Here is a 19,802-nt window from a genome sequence, read left to right as displayed (position 1 = left end):
GCTACGGCAGCTTCGCGCTGTCGGCGATGGTGTCGGTCGCGTACCTGATGAAGGAGCGCGGCGTGCTCGCCGATCGCCTGCCGACCCTCGAGGTGCTCGACGACGTGATGTACAAGTCGATCGCGGTCGGTTTCGCGTTCTTCACGATCGCGACGATTCTCGGCGCGCTGTGGGCGGCCGAGGCATGGGGCGGTTACTGGAGCTGGGACCCGAAGGAAACCTGGGCGCTGATCGTGTGGCTCAACTACGCGGCGTGGCTGCACATGCGGTTGATGAAGGGCCTGCGCGGCGCGGTTGCCGCGTGGTGGGCGCTCACCGGCCTGCTCGTGACGACGTTCGCGTTCCTCGGCGTCAACATGTTCCTGTCCGGGCTGCACAGCTACGGCAAGCTGTAAGATTTTCGCCGCTCGTCCGACTATAAGACCGCCGGTGCACTGCGTGCCCGGCGGTTTTCTTTTGTAACGGGTGGGCGACCCGGGCGTCGAACGGCGTACGGCGGGTCGGGTCGAACGCTGATGAAGCGTGCGCGCGGCGCATGCAGGAGGAGCTGCACGATGTGGATCAAACGTCCTTTGCGGAACGTACTGACCGGCGGTGATATCGCGCACAGCGAGATCACGCCGCGCGCGGTGTTCGAGAACCGGCGACGTATCTTGCAGGCGGCCGGCCTTGCGGCGGCGGGCGGGTTGCTCGGCGGCAGCGGCCCGGCATTCGCTGCGTATGCGTCACCCGACGCGCGGGCGGCGAAGCTGGCAGCGAAAACGAATCCGAAGTTCGTCGCGGCGGACAAGGTGACGCCGTTCAAGGACATCACGTCCTACAACAACTTCTACGAATTCGGCACGGACAAGAGCGATCCGGCGCAGAACGCCGGCACGCTTCGGCCACGCCCGTGGCGCGTGAGCGTCGAGGGCGAGGTGCAGCACCCGAAGGTGTTCGATCTCGACGAACTGCTGAAGCTCGCACCGCTCGAGGAGCGCGTGTACCGGCTGCGCTGCGTTGAGGGATGGTCGATGGTGATCCCGTGGATCGGTGTGCCGCTATCCGAGCTGATCAAGCGCGTGCAGCCGACCGGCAACGCGAAATACGTGCAGTTCATCACGCTGGCCGATCCGTCGCAGATGCCGGGCCTCTCGACCCCCGTGCTCGACTGGCCGTACTCGGAAGGGCTGCGGATGGACGAGGCGATGAATCCGCTGACGTTGCTGACGATGGGCGTCTACGGGCAGGTGCTGCCGAACCAGAACGGCGCGCCGGTGCGGATCGTCGTGCCGTGGAAGTACGGTTTCAAGAGCGCGAAGTCGCTCGTGAAGATCCGGTTCGTCGACAAGCAGCCGAAGACGAGCTGGAACACGTATGCGTCGAACGAATACGGCTTTTATTCGAATGTGAATCCGAACGTCGATCATCCGCGCTGGAGCCAGGCGACCGAGCGGCGCATCGGCGAGGACGGCTTCTTCACGCCGAAGCGCAAGACGCAGATGTTCAACGGCTACGGCGATCTGGTCGCGTCGATATATCAGGGCATGGACCTGAAAAAGAATTTCTGAGCGCGATGGTGAGAAACGACATGCCTCCTTCGACGCTGACGCCCGCCCGTGCGGCTGGTGCTCGACCGGCCGAACGGGCGGCGCTGGCCGGTGCGATCCGTGCCGCCTCGCCGCGCTGGCTCGTGCCGGCCAAGGCGTTGGTTTTCGCGGCCGGCCTCTATCCGCTCGTGCGTCTCGTGCTGTTCGGGCTGACCGACCGGCTCGGTGCGAACCCGATCGAATTCATCACACGTTCGACCGGCCTGTGGACGCTTGTGATGCTGTGCATCACGCTGGCCGTCACGCCGCTCCGGCGCATGACGCGGGCCGCCACGCTGCTGCGCTTTCGCCGGATGATCGGGCTGTTCGCGTTCTTTTACGCGACGCTGCACTTCACGACCTATCTCTGGTTCGACAAGTGGTTCGATGTCGTCGCGATCCTGAAGGACGTCGGCAAGCGTCCGTTCATCACGGTCGGCTTTGCGGCGTTCGTGCTGCTGATTCCGCTTGCCGCGACGTCGCCGCGCGCGATGGTGCGCCGGCTCGGCCGCCACTGGGCGACGCTGCATCGCGCGATCTACGCGATCGCGCTGTTCGGCGTGCTGCACTTCTGGTGGATGAGGGCCGGCAAGCACAATCTCGCGCAGCCCAGGCTTTACGCGGCGATCGTCGCTGCGCTGCTGGGCTGGCGGCTGATCGCCTGGGGATGGCGGCGCGTGAGTGCGTGACAGCGCGGCCTGAAAAACAAAAGGCGATGACCGGGAGGCCATCGCCTTGCTTCGCGAGCCGCGCGGGCGGCGTCGCGCCGTTACTGCGTAACGGCCGGGCTCGACGCCGGTGCGGGCATTTTCGATGCACCGCTCGACAGCTCGGGCGACAACGTGAGCGGCGTACCGGACGAATCGGGCACACTGTCGGACGACGCGTTGTCATCGGTAGGCGTCACGTCCGACGGCGGCGTGTCCTGCTGCTGGATCGGCTTCGGCAGCGGAGGCACGGTGGGCAGATAGAGCGCGCCGCTTTGACCGCAGCCGGCAAGAATCGCCAAAGCCGCTACAATCGCGCTCATCCGGAAAACGACTCGCATGATCGTCCCTGAACAATTGAACCGATAGAGTTTAGCATGTCCGATACTGAATACCTGACCCGTGCCGAGGCCGTGCTGATGGCCGTCGAGCGTACCGTCGACACCGCGAACGACGGTGACCACGACATCGATCTGGAGCGCAACGGCAGCGTCCTGACGCTGACGTTCGAGAATGGCTCGAAGATCATCGTCAACCTGCAGCCGCCGATGAAGGAAGTGTGGATCGCCGCGAAGGCGGGCGGATTCCACTACCGTTTCGTGGACGGCGAATGGCGCGATACGCGCACGGGTACCGAGTTCTACTCGGCGCTCACCGAATACGCGACCCAGCAGGCCGGCCTGCCGATCACGTTCAGCGCGTGACGGACGGGGCGCCGGGCCCCGAACGTCGTACCCAAAGAAAAAGCGCCCCCGCGGGGCGCTTTTTTGATGTCCGGGCCGCGTGTCAGTGGCCGCGGAACAGGTTCATGATGTCCTGCTTTTCCTGTTCGTCGACGTGCGGCACGGCTTCGTCGACGTTCTGCGCGGCCGGCGCCTGCGGCACACCGACCGTCGACACGAAGCCGTGCCCCGGCGTGAAGTCGGTGAAGTACAGCTCGCTGCCGAGCGATTCGACGCCGTCCGGCACCGTGGGCTTGAACTCGGGCACGCCCTTCAGCGCGGCGCCCATGTAGTCGATCCAGACCGGGAGCGACAGGCCGCCGCCCGTTTCGCGATCGCCGAGGCTGCGCGGGTTGTCGTAGCCGATCCATGCGATCGCGGCGAGCGTGTGCTGGTAGCCGGCGAACCATGCGTCGTGCGAGTCGTTCGTCGTGCCGGTCTTGCCTGCGAGGTCGGTGCGCTTCAGCACGTTGGTCCGTGCGCCCGTGCCGCGCTGCGCGACGCTCTGCAGCAGGCTGTTCATCACGTAGGCGTTGCGGGCGTCGATCGCGCGCGGCGCGTTCTGCTCGGCGACGAGCGGCTGCGCGCGCGCGACGATCGCGCCGTTCGGATCGGTGACTTCGGCGATCAGGTACGGATTGACGCGGTAGCCGCCGTTCGCGAATACCGAGTACGCGCCGGCCATCTGCAGCGGCGTGACCTGGCCCGCGCCGAGCGCCATCGGCAGGTAGGCCGGATGGCGATCGGCGTCGAAGCCGAAGCGCGTGATGTACTGCTGCGCGTATTTGGTGCCGATATGGTTCAGGATCCGGATCGACACGAGGTTGCGCGAGCGCTGCAGCGCGGTGCGCATCGACATCGGGCCTTCGAAGCCGCCGCCGTAGTTCTTCGGCTCCCACGGCTGGCCGCCCGTTTCGGCGGCGCTGAAATACAGCGGGCCGTCGTTGATCACGGTTGCCGGCCCGAGGCCCTTGTCGAGCGACGCCGAGTAGATGAACGGCTTGAACGACGAGCCCGGCTGCCGCCAGGCCTGCGTGACGTGGTTGAACTTGTTCTTGTTGTAGTCGAAGCCGCCGACGAGCGAGCGGATCGCGCCGTCCTGCGGAATGATCGACAGGAACGCGCCTTCGACCTGCGGCAACTGCGTGATCGACCATTTGCCGGCATCGTTCTTCACGACGCGGACGATCGCACCGGGGCGGATGCGGCGATTCGGCTGCGCGCTGGTCGACAGCGCGCCCGACGCGAAGCGCAGGTTGTCGCCTTCGATCGTCGCATTGCTGCCGTCGATGAACGCGACCGTGATCTGGCGCGGGCTCGCGGCCGTGACGACCGCGGCAATCAGTTCGCCGTTGTCGGGGTGCTCGAGCAGCGCGTCGTCGATCGCCTGTTCGCGGTCGTCGGCACCGGCCGGCAGCTCGATGAAGCCTTCCGGCCCGCGATAACCGTGCCGGCGCTCGTAATCCATGATGCCCTTGCGTAGCGCGGTGTACGCGACCTGCTGGTCCGCGGAATCGATCGTCGTCACGACGTTGAAGCCGCGCGTGTAGGTTTCCTCGCGGTACTGCGCGTACATCATCTGCCGGACCATTTCCGCGACGTATTCGGCGTGCACGCTGAAATCGCGCCCCGGGCCCTTGACGACGAGCGGCTGCGCGACGGCCTCGTCGTACTGCTCGCGCGTGATGAAGTTCAGCTCGAGCATCCGTTGCAGGATGTATTCCTGGCGCACCTTCGCGCGCTTCGGATTGACGACCGGGTTGTACGCGGACGGCGCCTTCGGCAGCCCCGCGAGCATCGCCGCTTCCGCGAGCGTGATGTCCTTCAGGTCCTTGCCGAAATAGACCCGCGCGGCGCTCGCGAAGCCGTATGCGCGCTGGCCGAGATAGATCTGATTCATGTAGACCTCGAGAATCTGATCCTTCGTCAGTGCGCGCTCGATCCGGTACGCGAGCAGGATCTCGTAGATCTTGCGCGTGTAGGTCTTCTCGCTCGACAGGAAGAAGTTACGTGCGACCTGCATCGTGATCGTGCTTGCGCCCTGCGACGCGTGGCCGTTCGTCAGCGCGACGAAGCCGGCGCGGATGATTCCGGTGAGGTCCACGCCGCCGTGATCGTAGAAGCGCGCGTCCTCGATCGCGAGGATGGCCTTCTTGAGCGAATCGGGCACGTCCTTGAAATGGACGACGTCGCGGCGCTCCTCGCCGAATTCGCCGATCAGCACATGATCGGACGTATAGATGCGCAGCGGCACCTTCGGGCGATAGTCGGTCAGCGCATCGAGCGACGGCATGTTCGGCCAGGCGACGACGAGCGCGTAGCCGAGCACGAGGCCGCCGGCCACGACGAGGGCCACGCACATCGCGGCGAAGCCGAGCATGACTTTTTGCCACCAGGGCCGCTTCTTCGGCTCCGGGGCAGGAGGCGGGGACGTAGGAGTCGTGGATTGCATAGGCATACCGGAAAACAGTCCCGCGATTATAGCTGCCCGGTAAGACCGGTCCTGACGCGGGGGCCGACCGCCGGAACATCGCGGGTTGGCGTACCACCAGCATAGTCCTCGCGCGGCCGCCGCGAGCCATTGCTGGCCGTTCGGCCGACTGTCGGCCGCGCGCACCGTTTTGCAGAATCAGGCCTCGGAAACGCGGCGTGGGCCGCGACGATCGCGGGAGGTTGGGATGGCGGGACGATGGGGGGCGCGGTTTGCGCAGGGCAGGCACTGGTCGACGGGAATCGACGTCGGTGCGGACGAGGTGAGGGTGGTCGTGCTGAGCCGGCGCGCCCGTGTCGCGGAGGTGTGCATCGAGGGGCTCGAGCGGGAGCCGGTCGGGCTGGCTGGCGGGCCGGAAGACGCGCGCTGGGCCGCGGTCGCGCGTGCGCTGGCGGCGGCCGTGTCGCGGCTGTCGGCGGCGGGCGTGCGGTGCGACGCGCGCGGCGTGATGGCGCTGCACGACGACGAGATGCGCACCGCGACGCTGGACCTGGCCGGGCGTGACGACATTGCGGACGCCGCACGGCAGGCGGCCGAGCGAATCTCCGGGCTGGCGCCGGACAGCCTCGCGTTCGACTGGCGACAGGACGACGGGGCGCGGTCCGGCGAGATCGCGGTTGCGGTGGCCCCGCTGGCGCTGCTCGAACGACGGATCGACGTGGCGGCCCAGGCGGGTGTCGATCTGACGGCGGTCGATGGCGAGTCGGCCGCCGTGTTGCGCGCGTTGCGCTATGCCGCGCAGTTCGAACTCGACGTACATGGCGCCTACGCCGTGCTCTGGTTCTGCGACTCGGGCGTGCACGGCTGGCGAATCGACGGCCCGGTGGCCGCACCGGTGCTCACGCTGTCCGGCGCCGTGCCGGGGGCGTTCGCCGATGCATTGCGCCAGCGTGCGCTCGGGGCCGCGCGCTGTGTCCTCGTGGCCGGGGACGAGCGGTGCATCGCCCGCTTCGGTACGTCCGTCGCCGAGATCGGCGACGTGCTCGGCGTGGTGGCGGTGCCGTTCGACTGTACGGGTTGGGACGGGCTGCCGTGCCCGCCCGCAGGCATGCCGGGCGGCCCGGCATTCGCCGTCGCGTTCGGGCTGGCGTTGCGCGGAGTGTGGGAATGATGGCCGGGCGCATTCCGATAAACGTGTTTGGGGCGAGGCCGGACGGCCGCGCGGGGCTCGGCGGCTTCAACCTGCTGCCGTACCGCGAGCGGCTGGCACAGGCGTTGAGGCGTCGTCGGGCCGCGCAGTGCGGTATGGCGATCCTGCTCGGCGTACTCGGCGCCGGCCTGTGGACGGGCGTCGCCACGTTGTCGCGGTGGCGGGTGGACGCCGAGCGCGCGAGCGTGGAGGCGCGGCTGCGACAGTTGCAACCGCAGGTGGACGCCGCGACGCGTGCCGCCAATGCAGCCGTCGTCATCGCGCAGCGCGAAGTGCAGGCAGCCGCGCTTGCCGAGCCTTACCGGCGCGTCGCAGGGCTGCTGGCGACGCTGGCGCAAGTGCGTGACGGCACCGTCCGGCTCGACGCGCTGCGCACCACACCGACCGGTGCCGCGCTCGATGCGCGCGCCACGAGTTACCGGGCGGCCGCTCGATGGCTCTCGGCGATGGCACGCGAGCAGCGTGACTGGCGGATCGATATAGAAGTGTTGAAGCCTGCGTCGGAGGCTCCGGTCGCCACGGCCGGGATGCCGTTCCTGTTCTCGGTCCAACTGCGCTGGCATGACGCGACGCTATCGCAGCAACCGCCAGGAGATAGCGCATGACGGCGCTCACGCATCGGGGCGCGTCGCGCGGCGACGCGCGGCCGAGCGGCATGTGGCGCGTGTCGCCGGCGGCTGCGCATGTCGCAGGCTGTGCGTTCGCGTTCGCCGCCGTATTGGCGGGCGGTATTCATCTGGCGAATGCCGGCGACTGGGGCGGGCTCGCGCACAGTCGCGCGTTGCTGGCGGCGGCGCAGGTGCGCGCGGCCGACGCGCAGCGCGTGCTCGCGGCTGCTGAGCAACGGCGCGACGCACATCCGGCGCCAGCGCGCGACGATCGCTTGTCGCGTGCGCCGGAATGGGCCGCGCTGATGCTCGAACTGGCCGATCTTGCCGCATCGAGCGGGTTGAATGGCGTATCGATCGAGCCGCTGCGTACCGATGGTGCGGCGCCGGATGGCCGGCGCACAGTGCGCATCGTCGCGGATGGCGGCTTTGGCGCGTTGTTGCACATGATCGGCGGGTTGGCGCGTTTCCCGGTACTGGCGGTGCCGTCGGCGCTGCGCGTTGAACGTGGCATGCCGTCGGCGCGGGTGGAAATGTCGGTCGACGTGTTTCCGGCGCTGCCGGCGGTAACGGCCGCAGGTGGCACGGTGTTGGTTCAGGCCGCTGCGCTCGATACCGATCCGTTCAGTGGGGCTGGCCCGTCCGACGCGGATGGTCGGGCGTCCCGCCTGGCCGGCACGATTCGCGACGCGCGTGCCGGTCTCGCGTTGTTCGACGATGGCGACGGTGCGTTCACGGCCGTGGCGCCCGGGGAAGCGCTCGGAGCCGCACGCGTGGTGCGTGTCGATCCCGCAGCCGTAACGCTTGCGACGACCGACGGGGCGCATCGGCTCGTCATGGGCGATGGAGGTCGGCCATGACGAGATATGGATATTGGACACTCGCCGTCTGGGCGGGGTTGACGGCGGCCGGTGCAAGCGCGTCGTTGCCGCCGCTGCCGGCCGTCTGGCCCGCCGCGTCGATGGATGCACGGGGGCCGGGCCTGCCGCCGCCGACAGGCGTGGCCGGTAGCGTGGGCAATGACATATCGGCGGAGGTCGGCTCGCCGCCGTTCGATCAGGCGGCTCACGCGGCGGTTCAGGCGGAAGCCTCCGCAACGGCCCCCGGGCTTGAAGGGCCGCCGATTCCGCTGGCGCCGCCGGCCCGGATGAGCGACGCCGCGGCGCGGCAACCCGGCGATGCGGACGACGCGCGGCGGATCTCGCTGAATCTGCAGAGCGCCGGGCTCGCCGCCGCGTTCGACGCGTTCGCGCGGTTCACGGGGCTCAATATCGTCGTCGGCGAGCAGGTGCGCGGCACCGTGACGTTACGTCTGAACAATGTTCGCTGGCGCGATGCGTTCGACACGCTGCTCGACACGCACGGGCTCGCGATGTCGCGGCGCGGCAACGTGATATGGGTCACGCCGGCGGCGGAACTGGCCGCGCGCGAACGCGAGCGCTTCGAGATGCACGCGCGGGCCGCCGATCTGGAGCCGCTCGCGAGCCGTACGTTCGCGCTGCGTTACCCGCGCGCGCAGGACGTGCAACGGCTGCTGGCCGGCGCAACCGGCCAGCGCCTGCTGTCGAAACGCGGCGCGGCGGCGGCCGACCCGCGCACGAACCTGCTGTTCGTCACCGACCTTGCCCCGCGTATCGCGCAGATCGAGGGCCTGATCGATGCGATCGACCGGCCGTCGCGGCAGGTCAGGATCGAGGCCCGCATCGTCGAGGGGGAGCAAGGTTTCTCGCGCAATCTCGGCGCACGCGTCGCGCTGCGTGCGCAGGGGCGGCCGTCGTCGGGCGACGGCGCCACGTTCACGACGGACGCGCGCAATGCGCTCGACCTTGCCGCGCGGCCGCTTGGTGGCTTCGACGCGGCGACCGCCGGCTTCACGCTGTTCGCCGCGCCGCTCAGCCGCGTACTCGACGTCGAACTGAGCGCGCTCGAGGCGCAGGGGCGGGGCCAGATCGTTTCTCGCCCGCGCGTGGTGACCGCCGATCGCGTCAAGGCGATCGTCGAGCAGGGTTCGGAGCTGCCGTATCAGGCCAAGGTCGGCAACGGCATGAGCGGCGTGCAGTTCCGCCGCGCGACGCTCAAGCTCGAGGTCGAACCGCAGATCACGCCGGACGGTCGCGTGGTGCTCGACCTGGACGTGACGAAGGACAGCGTCGGCGAGCCGACGGCGGCCGGCCCGGCGATTCATACGAAGCACGTGCAGACGCGCGTCGAGGTCGAGGACGGCGGGACGGTCGCGATCGGCGGGATCTATGAACAACTGAACCGGAACGATGTGACGCGCGTGCCGCTCTTGGGCAAAATACCGTTTCTGGGCGCGCTTTTCCGGCACCGCGCGCAGCGCGACCAGCGCAACGAACTGGTCGTCTTCATCACGCCGACCGTCGTTGATGCGCGCTGCGAAGCGCGCGGCGCGGGCGACGCAGATGCCGAGAAAACGGGGCCGGAAGCCGCCGGCGCAGGCTCGACAAGGCAGCCGCTTTGCCAGTAAGCTGCGCCACACACCAGCAAGATTGAAGCAGAGGAAGCCGTTGCAAGCGCGGGACCCACATGCAAACGTATTTTTCGTCGGCCTTATGGGAGCGGGTAAGACCACCGTGGGCCGCGCGGTCGCACGTCGTCTCGACAGGACGTTCTTCGACTCCGACCACGAAATCGAGGCCCGTACGGGCGCGCGCATTCCGGTCATCTTCGAGATGGAAGGCGAGGCCGGGTTTCGCGATCGCGAAACGCAGGTGATCACCGATCTCACGCAGCGCGAGAACATCGTGCTCGCGACGGGCGGCGGCGCGGTGCTGCGCCAGGAAAATCGCGACTGCCTGAAAAACAACGGCATCGTCGTCTACCTGCGTGCCAATCCGCACGATCTGTGGCTGCGCACGCGCAAGGACAAGAACCGCCCGCTGCTGCAGACCGAAGATCCGAAGGGGCGTCTCGAAGCGCTGTACGAAGTGCGCGACCCGCTGTACCGCGAATGCGCGGATTTCGTCATCGAGACCGGCCGTCCGTCGGTCAACGGTCTCGTCAACATGGTGCTGATGCAACTCGAACTGGCGGGCGTCATCGCCAAGCCGCTACAAGCATGATTACTGTCAACGTCGATCTGGGCGACCGCGCCTATCCGATTCACATTGGCGCCGGCCTGATCGGCCGCGCCGAGCTGTTCGCGCCTCACATCAACGGTTCGTCCGTCACGATCGTCACGAACACGACGGTCGATCCGCTCTACGGCGACGCGCTGCGCGCGGCGCTCGCGCCGCTCGGCAAGCGCGTGTCGACGGTCGTGCTGCCGGACGGCGAGGCTTACAAGAACTGGGAAACGCTGAACCTGATCTTCGACGGCCTGCTGGCCGAGCACGCGGACCGCAAGACGACACTTGTCGCGCTCGGCGGCGGCGTGGTCGGCGACATGACGGGCTTTGCCGCCGCATGCTACATGCGCGGCGTGCCGTTCATCCAGGTGCCGACGACGCTGCTGTCGCAGGTCGATTCGTCGGTCGGCGGCAAGACGGGCATCAACCACCCGCTCGGCAAGAACATGATCGGCGCGTTCTACCAGCCGCAGGCCGTGATCGCGGACATCGGCGCGTTGACGACGCTGCCCGATCGCGAACTGGCGGCCGGCGTCGCCGAAGTCATCAAGACCGGCGCGATCGCCGATGCGGAATTCTTCGACTGGATCGAGGCGAACGTCGGCGCGTTGAACCGTCGCGAGCCGGCTGCGCTCGCGCACGCCGTGAAGCGCTCGTGCGAGATCAAGGCGAGCGTGGTCGCGACCGACGAGCGCGAAGGCGGCCTGCGCGCGATCCTGAACTTCGGCCACACGTTCGGCCATGCGATCGAGGCCGGGCTCGGCTACGGCGAGTGGCTGCACGGCGAGGCGGTCGGCTGCGGGATGGTGATGGCGGGCGACCTGTCGGTGCGGCTCGGCCTGCTCGACGAAGCGTCGCGGCAGCGCCTCGACGCGGTGATCGCGGCCGCGCATCTGCCGACCCAGGGCCCCGCGCTCGGCGACGCGCGCTATATGGACCTGATGCGTGTCGACAAGAAGGCCGAGGCCGGCGCGATCAAATTCATCCTGCTGAAGCGATTCGGCGATACGCTGATCACGCAGGCGCCGGACGAGGCTGTGTTCGCAACACTGGCGCAGACGACGCGCTAACGGCGGCCCGGATGCCCGGCGCCCCTGACATGGAGGAGACGTGAGCGAGACATCCAGCAGCACACTGCCCGAGGCCAACCGCGCACCCGCTGCGCCGGTGGCCGAGCCGCCGACGCTGGCGGCGCTGGAAGCCCATCTCGCTCCGTATGCCGCACACGCGTTGCAGTCGCGCGGCCGCCGTCATCCCGAAACGCCGCCGGCGGCGCGCACCGAATTCCAGCGCGACCGTGACCGCATCGTCCATTCGACCGCGTTTCGCCGGCTCGAATACAAGACGCAGGTTTTCGTCAATCACGAAGGCGACCTGTTCCGCACACGCCTCACGCACAGCCTCGAAGTCGCGCAGATCGCGCGCTCGGTCGCGCGCAACCTGCGCCTGAACGAGGATCTCGTCGAGGCGATCTCGCTCGCGCACGATCTCGGCCATACGCCGTTCGGCCATGCCGGGCAGGACGCGCTGAATGCATGCATGCGCGAGCACGGCGGCTTCGAGCACAACCTGCAGAGCCTTGCGGTCGTCGACGAGCTCGAAGAGCACTACGGCGCGTTCAACGGGCTGAACCTGTGCTTCGAGACGCGTGAAGGCATCCTGAAGCACTGCTCGCGCGAGAATGCGCGCAAGCTCGGCGCGCTCGGCGAGCGCTTCCTGCAGGGCCGCCAGCCGTCGCTCGAAGCGCAGCTCGCGAACATCGCGGACGAGATCGCCTACAACAACCACGACGTCGACGACGGCCTGCGCTCCGGCCTGATCACGATCGAGCAGCTCGCTGAAGTCGAGCTGTGGCAGCGCCACTACGAAGCGGCGCTCGCCGAATTCCCGCACCTCGAAGGCCGCCGGCTCGTGCACGAGACGGTGCGCCGCATCATCAACACGCTGATCGTCGACCTGATCGACGAGACGACGCGCAATCTCGCGCGCGTCGCGCCCGCGTCGCTCGACGACGTGCGCGCCGCGCCGCCGCTCGTGTCGCACAGCGAGACGGTCGCCGCGCAGGCGGCCGCCCTCAAGCGCTTTCTCTTCAAGAACCTGTATCGCCACTACAAGGTGATGCGCATGGCGAGCAAGGCGCAGCGCGTCGTCACGGGGCTGTTCGACGCGTTCATCGAAGATCCGCGCCTGCTGCCGCCGCCGTACCAGTCGGAAGACCAGGCGCAGCAGCCGCGCCTCGTCGCGCACTACATTGCCGGCATGACCGATCGCTTCGCGCTGAAAGAATATCAGCGCCTGTTCGTCATCAACGACAACTGACTGTCACAAACGATCACTAGACTTCGCCGGTTCAATGGCGACGGGAATGTTGCACACGCTGTTGGTAACGTTTTCATAGGAGAGAGGTCGATGAAGAAGAAGCCTGCGGGGACCGTGGTTCGTTCGATCGCGCTTGGCGGCGCGCTGATGTTCGGTATGCAGCATGTGGCGCTCGCCGCGACGGAGATCCAGTTCTGGCATGCGATGGAGGCCGCGCTCGGCGAGCGGGTCAACGCGATTGCCGAGCAGTTCAACGCGTCGCAGAGCGACTACAAGATCGTGCCGGTCTTCAAGGGCACCTACGACCAGGCGCTCGCGGCCGGCATCGCCGCCTATCGCAGCGGCAACGCGCCGGCGATCCTCCAGGTGTATGAAGTCGGCACCGCCACGATGATGCAGGCGAAGAAGGCCGTCGTGCCCGTCTACGACGTGTTCAAGCAGGCCGGCGTGCCGCTCGACGAAAAGGCGTTCGTGCCGACCATCTCGAGCTACTACAGCGACGCGAAGACGGGCCATCTCGTGTCGATGCCGTTCAACAGCTCGACGCCGGTGCTGTACTACAACAAGGACGCGTTCAAGAAGGCCGGCCTCGATCCGAACCAGCCGCCGAAGACGTGGGTCGACGTGAAGGCCGATGCCGAGAAGCTGCGCAAGTCGGGGATGGCGTGCGGCTTCACGACCGGCTGGCAGGGCTGGATCCAGCTTGAGAACTACAGCGCATGGCACGGGCTGCCGTTCGCTAGCCGCAACAACGGCTTCGACGGCACCGACGCCGCGCTCGAATTCAACAAGCCGCAGCAGATCGCGCACGTCGCGTTCCTGCAGCAGATGGCCAAGGACGGCACGTTCACGTACGCGGGCCGCAAGGATGAAGCGTCGGCGAAGTTCTACAGCGGCGACTGCGGGATCCTGACGACGTCGTCGGGCGCGCTCGCGAACGTGCAGAAATTCGCGAAGTTCAGCTACGGCACGGGGATGATGCCGTACGACGCGAACGTGAAGGGCGCGCCGCAGAACGCGATCATCGGCGGCGCGAGCCTGTGGGTGCTGGCCGGCAAGGATCCGGCGACCTACAAGGGCGTCGCGAAATTCCTCGCCTACCTGGCCTCGCCGGCCGTCGCCGCGAAGTGGCATCAGGACACGGGCTACCTGCCCGTCACGACGGCCGCGTACGACCTCACGCGCCAGCAGGGCTTCTACGCGAAGAACCCGAGCGCCGAAACCGCGATCAAGCAGATGCTGAACAAGCCGCCGCTGCCGTACACGAAGGGGCTGCGTCTGGGCAACATGCCGCAGATCCGCACGGTCGTCGACGAGGAGTTCGAGCAGGTCTGGGCGGAGAAGAAATCGCCGAAGGACGCGCTCGATTCGGCCGCCTCGCGCGGCGACGAGCTGCTGCGCCGCTTCGAGAAGTCGGGCGGCTGAGCACGCATCGCTTCGTGCCGCCGGACGTGCCCCGCTTGCGCGCGTGCCGCCCGGCGGCGCGGTTTCCTTTCCGTTTCGCCTGACCGGATATCCGCGATGCAATCCCGTTCCCGCTTCGGTACGAGCCTGGTGCCGTACCTGCTGATCGCGCCGCAGCTCGCGATCACCGCCGTGTTCTTCCTGTGGCCGGCCGGCGTCGCGCTGTGGCAGTCGACGCAGATGCAGGACGCGTTCGGCACGTCGAGCGAATTCGTCGGCCTCGCGAACTTCACGCACCTGTTCGCCGATCCGCTGTATCTCGATTCGTTTCGCACGACCCTCGTGTTCAGCTCGCTCGTCACGGTGAGCGGGCTCGTCGTGTCGCTGGTGCTCGCCGCGTGCGCCGACCGCGTGATCCGCGGCGCGCGCGTGTACCGCACGTTGCTGATCTGGCCGTACGCCGTCGCACCGACGATCGCGGCCGTGCTGTGGGCGTTCCTGTTCAACCCGAGCATCGGGCTCATCACGTATGCGCTCGCGAAGAGCGGCATCGTGTGGAACCACGCGCTGAACGGCGGACAGGCGATGTTCCTCATCGTGCTCGCATCGGTGTGGAAGCAGGTGAGCTACAACTTCCTGTTCTTCTACGCGGGCCTGCAGGCGATCCCGCGCTCGCTGATCGAGGCGGCGGCGATCGACGGTGCCGGGCCGGTGCGGCGCTTCTTCAACATCGTGCTGCCGTTGCTGTCGCCGACGAGTTTCTTCCTGCTGGTCGTGAACCTCGTCTACGCGTTCTTCGACACGTTCCCGGTGATCGACGCGGCCACCGGAGGCGGCCCGGCGCAGAGCACGAAGACGCTGATCTACAAGATCTTCGCGGAGGGCTTCCAGGGGCTCGACATCGGCAGCTCGGGCGCGCAGTCGGTCGTGCTGATGATCATCGTCGTCGGGCTCACGGTGATCCAGTTCCGCTTCGTCGAACGCAGGGTGCAATACGCATGATCGAAAATCGCAAGGGCTTCGACCTGTTCTGCCACACGGTGCTGATCGCGGGCGTCGTGCTGATCGTGTTCCCCGTCTACGTCGCGTTCTGCGCGGCGACGATGAACGCGCAGGAAGTGTTCACGGTGCCGCTGTCGCTGGTGCCGAGCACGCACCTGTTCGAGAACATCGCATACATCTGGGGGCACGGCAGCGGCGGCACGACGGCGCCGTTCGGCCGGCTGCTCGTCAACAGCTTCGCGATGGCGCTCGGCATCGCGGTCGGGAAGATCGCGATGTCGATCCTGTCCGCGTACGCGATCGTCTATTTCCGCTTCCCGTTCCGCAACACGGCGTTCTGGCTGATCTTCATCACGCTGATGCTGCCGGTCGAGGTGCGGATCTTCCCGACCGTGCAGGTCGTGTCGACGCTGCACCTGACGAACACGTACGCGGGGCTCACGCTGCCGCTGATCGCGTCGGCGACCGCGACGTTCCTGTTCCGCCAGTTCTTCATGACGCTGCCGGACGAGCTGATGGATGCCGCGCGCATCGACGGCGCGGGGCCGCTGCGCTTCTTCTGGGACGTCGTGCTGCCGCTGTCGAAGACGAGCATCGCGGCGCTGTTCGTGATCACGTTCATCTACGGCTGGAACCAGTATCTGTGGCCGATCCTGATCACGACGGAGGCGTCGCTGTCGACGGCGGTGGTGGGCATCAAGACGATGATCGCGAGCGGAGACGCCGCGACCGAATGGCAGTACGTGATGGCGGCGACGCTGCTGGCGATGGTTCCGCCGCTCGTCGTCGTGCTGGCGATGCAGCGCTGGTTCGTGCGCGGCCTCGTCGATTCCGAGAAATAAATGACGGACGGCAACCGGGAGAAAGACCAAGTATGGCTGCGCTGAGCTTGAAGGGCGTCAGGAAATCCTACGACGGCAAGCAGCACGTGCTGCATGGCATCGACGTGGAGATCGCCGACGGCGAATTCATCGTGCTGGTCGGCCCGTCGGGCTGCGGCAAGTCGACGCTGCTGCGGATGATCGCGGGGCTCGAGACGGTGACGGACGGCGAGATCGCGATCGGCGAGCGCGTCGTCAACACGCTGGAGCCGAAGGATCGCGACATCGCGATGGTGTTCCAGAACTATGCGCTGTATCCGCACATGACGGTCGCGCAGAACATGGGCTACGGGTTGAAGATCCGCGGCATCGAGCGCGCGACGATCGATTCGCGGGTGGCCGCGGCGGCGAAGATCCTCGAACTCGAGCCGCTGCTCGCGCGGCGGCCGCGCGAGCTGTCGGGTGGCCAGCGGCAGCGCGTCGCGATGGGGCGCGCGATCGTGCGCGAACCGTCGGTGTTCCTGTTCGACGAGCCGCTGTCGAATCTGGACGCGAAGCTGCGCGTGCAGATGCGGCTCGAGATTCAGCGGCTGCATGCGCGGCTCGCGACGACGAGCGTCTACGTGACGCACGACCAGATCGAGGCGATGACGCTCGCGCAGCGCGTGATCGTGATGAACCGCGGTTACGCGGAGCAGATCGGTGCGCCGGTCGACGTGTACGAGAAGCCAGCGACGGTGTTCGTCGCGGGATTCATCGGCTCGCCGGCGATGAACCTGATGCACGGCCGGCTGTCGGACGACGGCGCGACCTTCACGGTCGCGGGCGGCGGCCCGGCGCTGCCGGTCGCCGGCGCGCCCGGCATCGGCACGGCGATTGCCACCGGGCGCGACTGGGTGCTCGGCGTGCGTCCCGAACACATGACGCCGCAGCCGGGCGTCGCGCAGGCGACGCTGCCCGTCGACTCGTGCGAGCTGCTCGGCGCGGACAATCTCGTGCACGGCCGCTGGGGCAATCATGACGTCGCGGTGCGCCTGCCGCACGCCGACCGTCCCGCGCGCGGCACGGCGCTGGCGGCCGCACTGCCCGCGCACCGGCTGCATTTCTTCGATCCCGAGACCGGCAAGCGTGCCGACTGAACCTGCTGCACCTGGCGAGAGACCGACGATGACTTCCCGTACCGACTGGCCCTACCCACGCGTCGTCGCCCATCGCGGCGGCGGCACGCTCGCGCCGGAGAACACGCTCGCCGCGCTCGACGAGGGCGCGCGACGCGGTCACCGGATGGTCGAGTTCGATGCGAAGCTGTCGGCCGACGACGTGACGTTCCTGCTGCACGACGACACGGTCGACCGGACGTCTAACGGCCACGGGGCGGCGGCGGACATGCGCTATGCGGCGCTGGCCGCGCTCGACGCGGGCGCGTGGCTCGACGCGCGCTTCGCGGGCGAACGGATGCCGACGCTCGAGGCGGCGGCGGCGCGCTGCATCGCACACGGGCTGGCCGCGAATGTCGAGATCAAGCCGTGCCCGGGGCGCGAGCGCGAGACCGGGCAGCGCGTGGCGGCCGATGCGGCCGCGTACTGGCGCGATGCCGACGTCCAGCCGCTGCTGTCGTCGTTCTCGTTCGATGCGCTGCAACAGGCGCGTTCGACCGTGCCGGCGCTGCCGCGCGGGATGCTTTACGAGGCCGTGCCGGACGACTGGCATGCGCAGGTCGTCGGTGCGCTCGGCTGCGTTTCGTTGCATGCAGACCACAAACGGCTCGATGAACCGCTCGTGCGGGCGATCAAGGCGGCCGGGATGCGCATCCTGGTGTACACGGTCAACGACCTCGAACGGGCGCGCGAACTCGCCCGCTGGGGTGTCGACGCGGTCTGCACCGACCGGATCGACCTGATCGGCCCCGACGCGCTGGACGACATCGCGTAGCGCCGGGTCCCGCGCGATGGCCGGTGCGGGAAGACCCTGAGACAAAAAAACGACGCCCCGACGGGAATCCGCCGGGGCGTTTTACATCGTGGAGACGTTACGTCACGAAAAATCCGCTACAAATTGCAGCAGGATTAACCATTCCCCAAATATTCGACTACGCTTAGAAGCGGTAACCGACGTTCAGGTACGTCACGATCGGGTTCAGCGAGATGTGGGCCTTCGACGTTTCCGTCAGCGTACCGACCGGCGTCCGGCGGGCCGTCGTGAAGGTCGCCGTCACGCTGACCGGGATGTACGACATCGAGAAGCCGGCAAACCAGTGCTTCGTGAAGTTGTACGTGAAGCCGGCGTTGAACACCGGCGCCCACTGGTTGCTGGTCTGCGCGCTGGTCGGGCCGCCGAGCACGCCGTTCTCGAACGAGCTGTTCGTGATCTTCGCGCCGGTGAACCAGATATACGTCGCGCCGACGCCGACATACGGACGGAACTTCGCGTTGGCGTCGTTGAAGTAGTACTTCAGGAGGAGCGCGGGGCTCCACTGGTACGCGCGGCCGAGCGTACCGAAACTTGAGAACTGGCCCTTGCCTGTGATGTCGAACTTCGGCGGGATGCCGGCGATGAACTCGGTGGCGATGTGGTCGGTCACGAAGTAGCCGGTCGCCAGCGCGAGCGTGTCGGCATCGCTGATGCCGGCACCGGTGTTGGGAACCGACTGGTTGATGGGCGTGCCGCCTACGCCGTACAGGAACAGCGGGTCGCTGCTGTCTTGCGGTGCGAGGTGCAGCCAGCCGGTGCTGACGTAGAAATCACCTGCGGATTGTGCATGTGCCGTACCGCCCGCGAACGTGAATGCGAGCGCTGCGGCCCCCGTAATGGCCAGTTTTCGTTTCATTGTGTCTCCTCCGATCAAAGGCGTGCTCATTATGACGACTGCGTTTAAAACCAAACAAGCTCGTAAGTTAGAGTTTTCTCCCTAGGATTCGTACGACCGTACGCTTTCGCGCGCCGCAGGGACAGGCATTCTACGCAGGTGCGCATTTTCGGACCTACGGGTATTTCCTAACGCGTTCAAACGGACATTCAGCATGGCACGGTTAGCACGACTCTACGTTCCCGACCAGCCGCAGCACGTGATTTTGCGCGGCCTGGATCAGCAACCCGCGTTCGTCGACGACCAGGACTACGAACTCTTCATCGATTGCCTGAAGGCCGCCGCACGCGATCATCACCTGTCGGTGCATGCCTACGTGCTGCTGCCGCGCCAGGTGCAACTCCTCGTGACACCAAGCGACGAGGCAAGCCTGCCGAAGGCGATGCAGGCCGTCGGCCGTCGTTACGTCGCGCATTTCAACCGGCGCTATTCGCGGCGCGGCACCCTGTGGGAAGGCCGCTATCGCGCGACGGTGATCGAAGGCGAGCGCTATTTCCTGCTCGCGAGCCGCGTGGTCGAGATGAGCCCGGTGCGCGCGCAGCTCGTCGCGACGCCCGAAGCGTATCGCTGGTCGAGCTACCGGCATCATGTCGGGCTCACCGTCGACAGCCTGATCACCGACCATCCGCTCTACTGGGCGCTCGGCAACACGCCGTTCGACCGCCAGCGCGCGTACAAGGAGCTGTGCGAGCAGCCGCTCGACGAGCGGCAGGCCGACCAGCTGCAGCAGGCGACGCTCAAGGGCTGGGTGCTCGGCGGCGAGAATTATCGCGAGTGGGCGGCGCGTACCGCGAACCGGCGCGTGTCGCCGCTGCCGCGCGGACGCCCCAGAAAGGTGCGTGAGAACACGCCGCCGATCCAGCAGTAACGCGGGAACGGCGGTCGAGGAGGCGGCGCTGCGGGCGCCGCTTCTTTTTGCACCAAAACGATACGGCCCCAATAAAATGGCACCAGATCGAAGCATCCATTTAATTGGGGTTCGATCAAGCGGTTTTTGTTGCTATTCCTTTGATTCGTCGCGTATATTCCGAATTCCGGTGGCCCGGGAGAAGCAT

The 19,802-nt window shown here is 67.2% G+C and carries 20 protein-coding genes; 17 read left to right on the top strand and 3 right to left on the bottom strand.

Annotated elements, in window-relative coordinates; translation table 11 throughout:
- From ccsA to msrQ, 3 genes are all read left to right on the top strand, one after another.
- Positions 1 to 395 (top strand): cytochrome c biogenesis protein CcsA (gene ccsA, locus VL15_RS35465; protein WP_048251440.1); only part of this gene is annotated, 395 nt, incomplete at its 5' end.
- 159 nt (positions 396 to 554) lie between these two features.
- Entirely contained in the window at positions 555 to 1,550 is a 996-nt protein-coding gene (msrP, locus tag VL15_RS35460; protein ID WP_048251439.1) for a protein-methionine-sulfoxide reductase catalytic subunit MsrP, read from the top strand.
- 20 nt (positions 1,551 to 1,570) lie between these two features.
- A complete protein-coding gene (gene msrQ, locus VL15_RS35455; RefSeq protein ID WP_048251451.1) occupies positions 1,571 to 2,257 on the top strand; it encodes a protein-methionine-sulfoxide reductase heme-binding subunit MsrQ in 687 nt (228 codons plus the stop codon).
- 80 nt (positions 2,258 to 2,337) lie between these two features.
- Here the strand turns inward: msrQ and lptM are convergent, their stop codons facing one another.
- Positions 2,338 to 2,616, bottom strand: a complete 279-nt coding sequence (gene lptM / locus VL15_RS35450; protein ID WP_048251438.1) for an LPS translocon maturation chaperone LptM — start codon at positions 2,614 to 2,616, stop codon at positions 2,338 to 2,340.
- A gap of 36 nt (positions 2,617 to 2,652) precedes the next feature.
- Between lptM and cyaY the strand changes: the two genes are divergently transcribed.
- Complete coding sequence (cyaY, locus tag VL15_RS35445) at positions 2,653 to 2,979, top strand: iron donor protein CyaY (RefSeq protein ID WP_048251437.1); 327 nt, start codon at positions 2,653 to 2,655, stop codon at positions 2,977 to 2,979.
- Between the two features lie 82 nt (positions 2,980 to 3,061).
- On the opposite strand, the gene VL15_RS35440 is transcribed toward cyaY, so the two are convergent.
- Entirely contained in the window at positions 3,062 to 5,455 is a 2,394-nt protein-coding gene (locus VL15_RS35440) for a penicillin-binding protein 1A (protein WP_048251436.1), read from the bottom strand.
- Between the two features lie 220 nt (positions 5,456 to 5,675).
- Between VL15_RS35440 and VL15_RS35435 the strand changes: the two genes are divergently transcribed.
- The 12 genes from VL15_RS35435 (at position 5,676) to ugpQ (ending at position 17,813) form a co-directional block, all read left to right on the top strand.
- Positions 5,676 to 6,599, top strand: coding sequence for a hypothetical protein (locus tag VL15_RS35435; protein WP_048251435.1), 924 nt, complete (start codon positions 5,676 to 5,678; stop codon positions 6,597 to 6,599).
- On the top strand, positions 6,599 to 7,243 hold the full coding sequence (locus tag VL15_RS35430; RefSeq protein WP_048251450.1) for a hypothetical protein: 645 nt from the start codon (positions 6,599 to 6,601) through the stop codon (positions 7,241 to 7,243). The genes VL15_RS35435 and VL15_RS35430 overlap by 1 nt, the downstream gene beginning before the upstream one ends.
- On the top strand, positions 7,240 to 8,106 hold the full coding sequence (locus tag VL15_RS35425) for a hypothetical protein (RefSeq protein WP_048251434.1): 867 nt from the start codon (positions 7,240 to 7,242) through the stop codon (positions 8,104 to 8,106). Before VL15_RS35430 ends, VL15_RS35425 begins: the two co-directional genes overlap by 4 nt.
- Complete coding sequence (locus VL15_RS35420) at positions 8,103 to 9,734, top strand: type IV pilus secretin PilQ (protein ID WP_048251433.1); 1,632 nt, start codon at positions 8,103 to 8,105, stop codon at positions 9,732 to 9,734. The genes VL15_RS35425 and VL15_RS35420 overlap by 4 nt, the downstream gene beginning before the upstream one ends.
- Before the next feature lie 40 nt (positions 9,735 to 9,774).
- Positions 9,775 to 10,329: a shikimate kinase gene (locus VL15_RS35415; protein WP_048251432.1), complete on the top strand. Its 555-nt coding sequence runs from the start codon at positions 9,775 to 9,777 to the stop codon at positions 10,327 to 10,329.
- Positions 10,326 to 11,405 (top strand): 3-dehydroquinate synthase, encoded by a 1,080-nt coding sequence (aroB, locus tag VL15_RS35410; protein WP_048251431.1) that lies wholly within the window; start codon positions 10,326 to 10,328, stop codon positions 11,403 to 11,405. Before VL15_RS35415 ends, aroB begins: the two co-directional genes overlap by 4 nt.
- A gap of 40 nt (positions 11,406 to 11,445) precedes the next feature.
- Positions 11,446 to 12,654: a deoxyguanosinetriphosphate triphosphohydrolase gene (locus VL15_RS35405; RefSeq protein WP_048251430.1), complete on the top strand. Its 1,209-nt coding sequence runs from the start codon at positions 11,446 to 11,448 to the stop codon at positions 12,652 to 12,654.
- A gap of 90 nt (positions 12,655 to 12,744) precedes the next feature.
- Entirely contained in the window at positions 12,745 to 14,079 is a 1,335-nt protein-coding gene (ugpB, locus tag VL15_RS35400; protein WP_048251429.1) for a sn-glycerol-3-phosphate ABC transporter substrate-binding protein UgpB, read from the top strand.
- A gap of 96 nt (positions 14,080 to 14,175) precedes the next feature.
- Complete coding sequence (ugpA, locus tag VL15_RS35395; RefSeq protein WP_048251428.1) at positions 14,176 to 15,060, top strand: sn-glycerol-3-phosphate ABC transporter permease UgpA; 885 nt, start codon at positions 14,176 to 14,178, stop codon at positions 15,058 to 15,060.
- Entirely contained in the window at positions 15,057 to 15,902 is an 846-nt protein-coding gene (ugpE, locus tag VL15_RS35390) for a sn-glycerol-3-phosphate ABC transporter permease UgpE (RefSeq protein ID WP_048251427.1), read from the top strand. The genes ugpA and ugpE overlap by 4 nt, the downstream gene beginning before the upstream one ends.
- Positions 15,903 to 15,934: 32 nt before the next feature.
- Complete coding sequence (locus VL15_RS35385; protein WP_048251426.1) at positions 15,935 to 17,020, top strand: sn-glycerol-3-phosphate import ATP-binding protein UgpC; 1,086 nt, start codon at positions 15,935 to 15,937, stop codon at positions 17,018 to 17,020.
- Between the two features lie 28 nt (positions 17,021 to 17,048).
- Positions 17,049 to 17,813, top strand: coding sequence for a glycerophosphodiester phosphodiesterase (gene ugpQ, locus VL15_RS35380; RefSeq protein WP_048251425.1), 765 nt, complete (start codon positions 17,049 to 17,051; stop codon positions 17,811 to 17,813).
- A gap of 163 nt (positions 17,814 to 17,976) precedes the next feature.
- Here ugpQ and VL15_RS35375 read toward each other — a convergent pair whose 3' ends face one another.
- Positions 17,977 to 18,708 carry an OmpW/AlkL family protein gene (locus VL15_RS35375; protein WP_048251424.1) on the bottom strand — a complete coding sequence of 244 codons (732 nt, stop codon included), beginning with the start codon at positions 18,706 to 18,708 and terminating at the stop codon, positions 17,977 to 17,979.
- 193 nt (positions 18,709 to 18,901) lie between these two features.
- Between VL15_RS35375 and VL15_RS35370 the strand changes: the two genes are divergently transcribed.
- Positions 18,902 to 19,615: a transposase gene (locus VL15_RS35370; protein WP_006477151.1), complete on the top strand. Its 714-nt coding sequence runs from the start codon at positions 18,902 to 18,904 to the stop codon at positions 19,613 to 19,615.
- Positions 19,616 to 19,802: the final 187 nt, after the last annotated feature.

It is taken from the genome of Burkholderia cepacia (assembly GCF_001039005.1).
Lineage (GTDB): Bacteria > Pseudomonadota > Gammaproteobacteria > Burkholderiales > Burkholderiaceae > Burkholderia > Burkholderia theae.
Note: the sequence above shows the minus strand (reverse complement) of the source record. Positions and strands in the feature narration are given on the sequence as shown.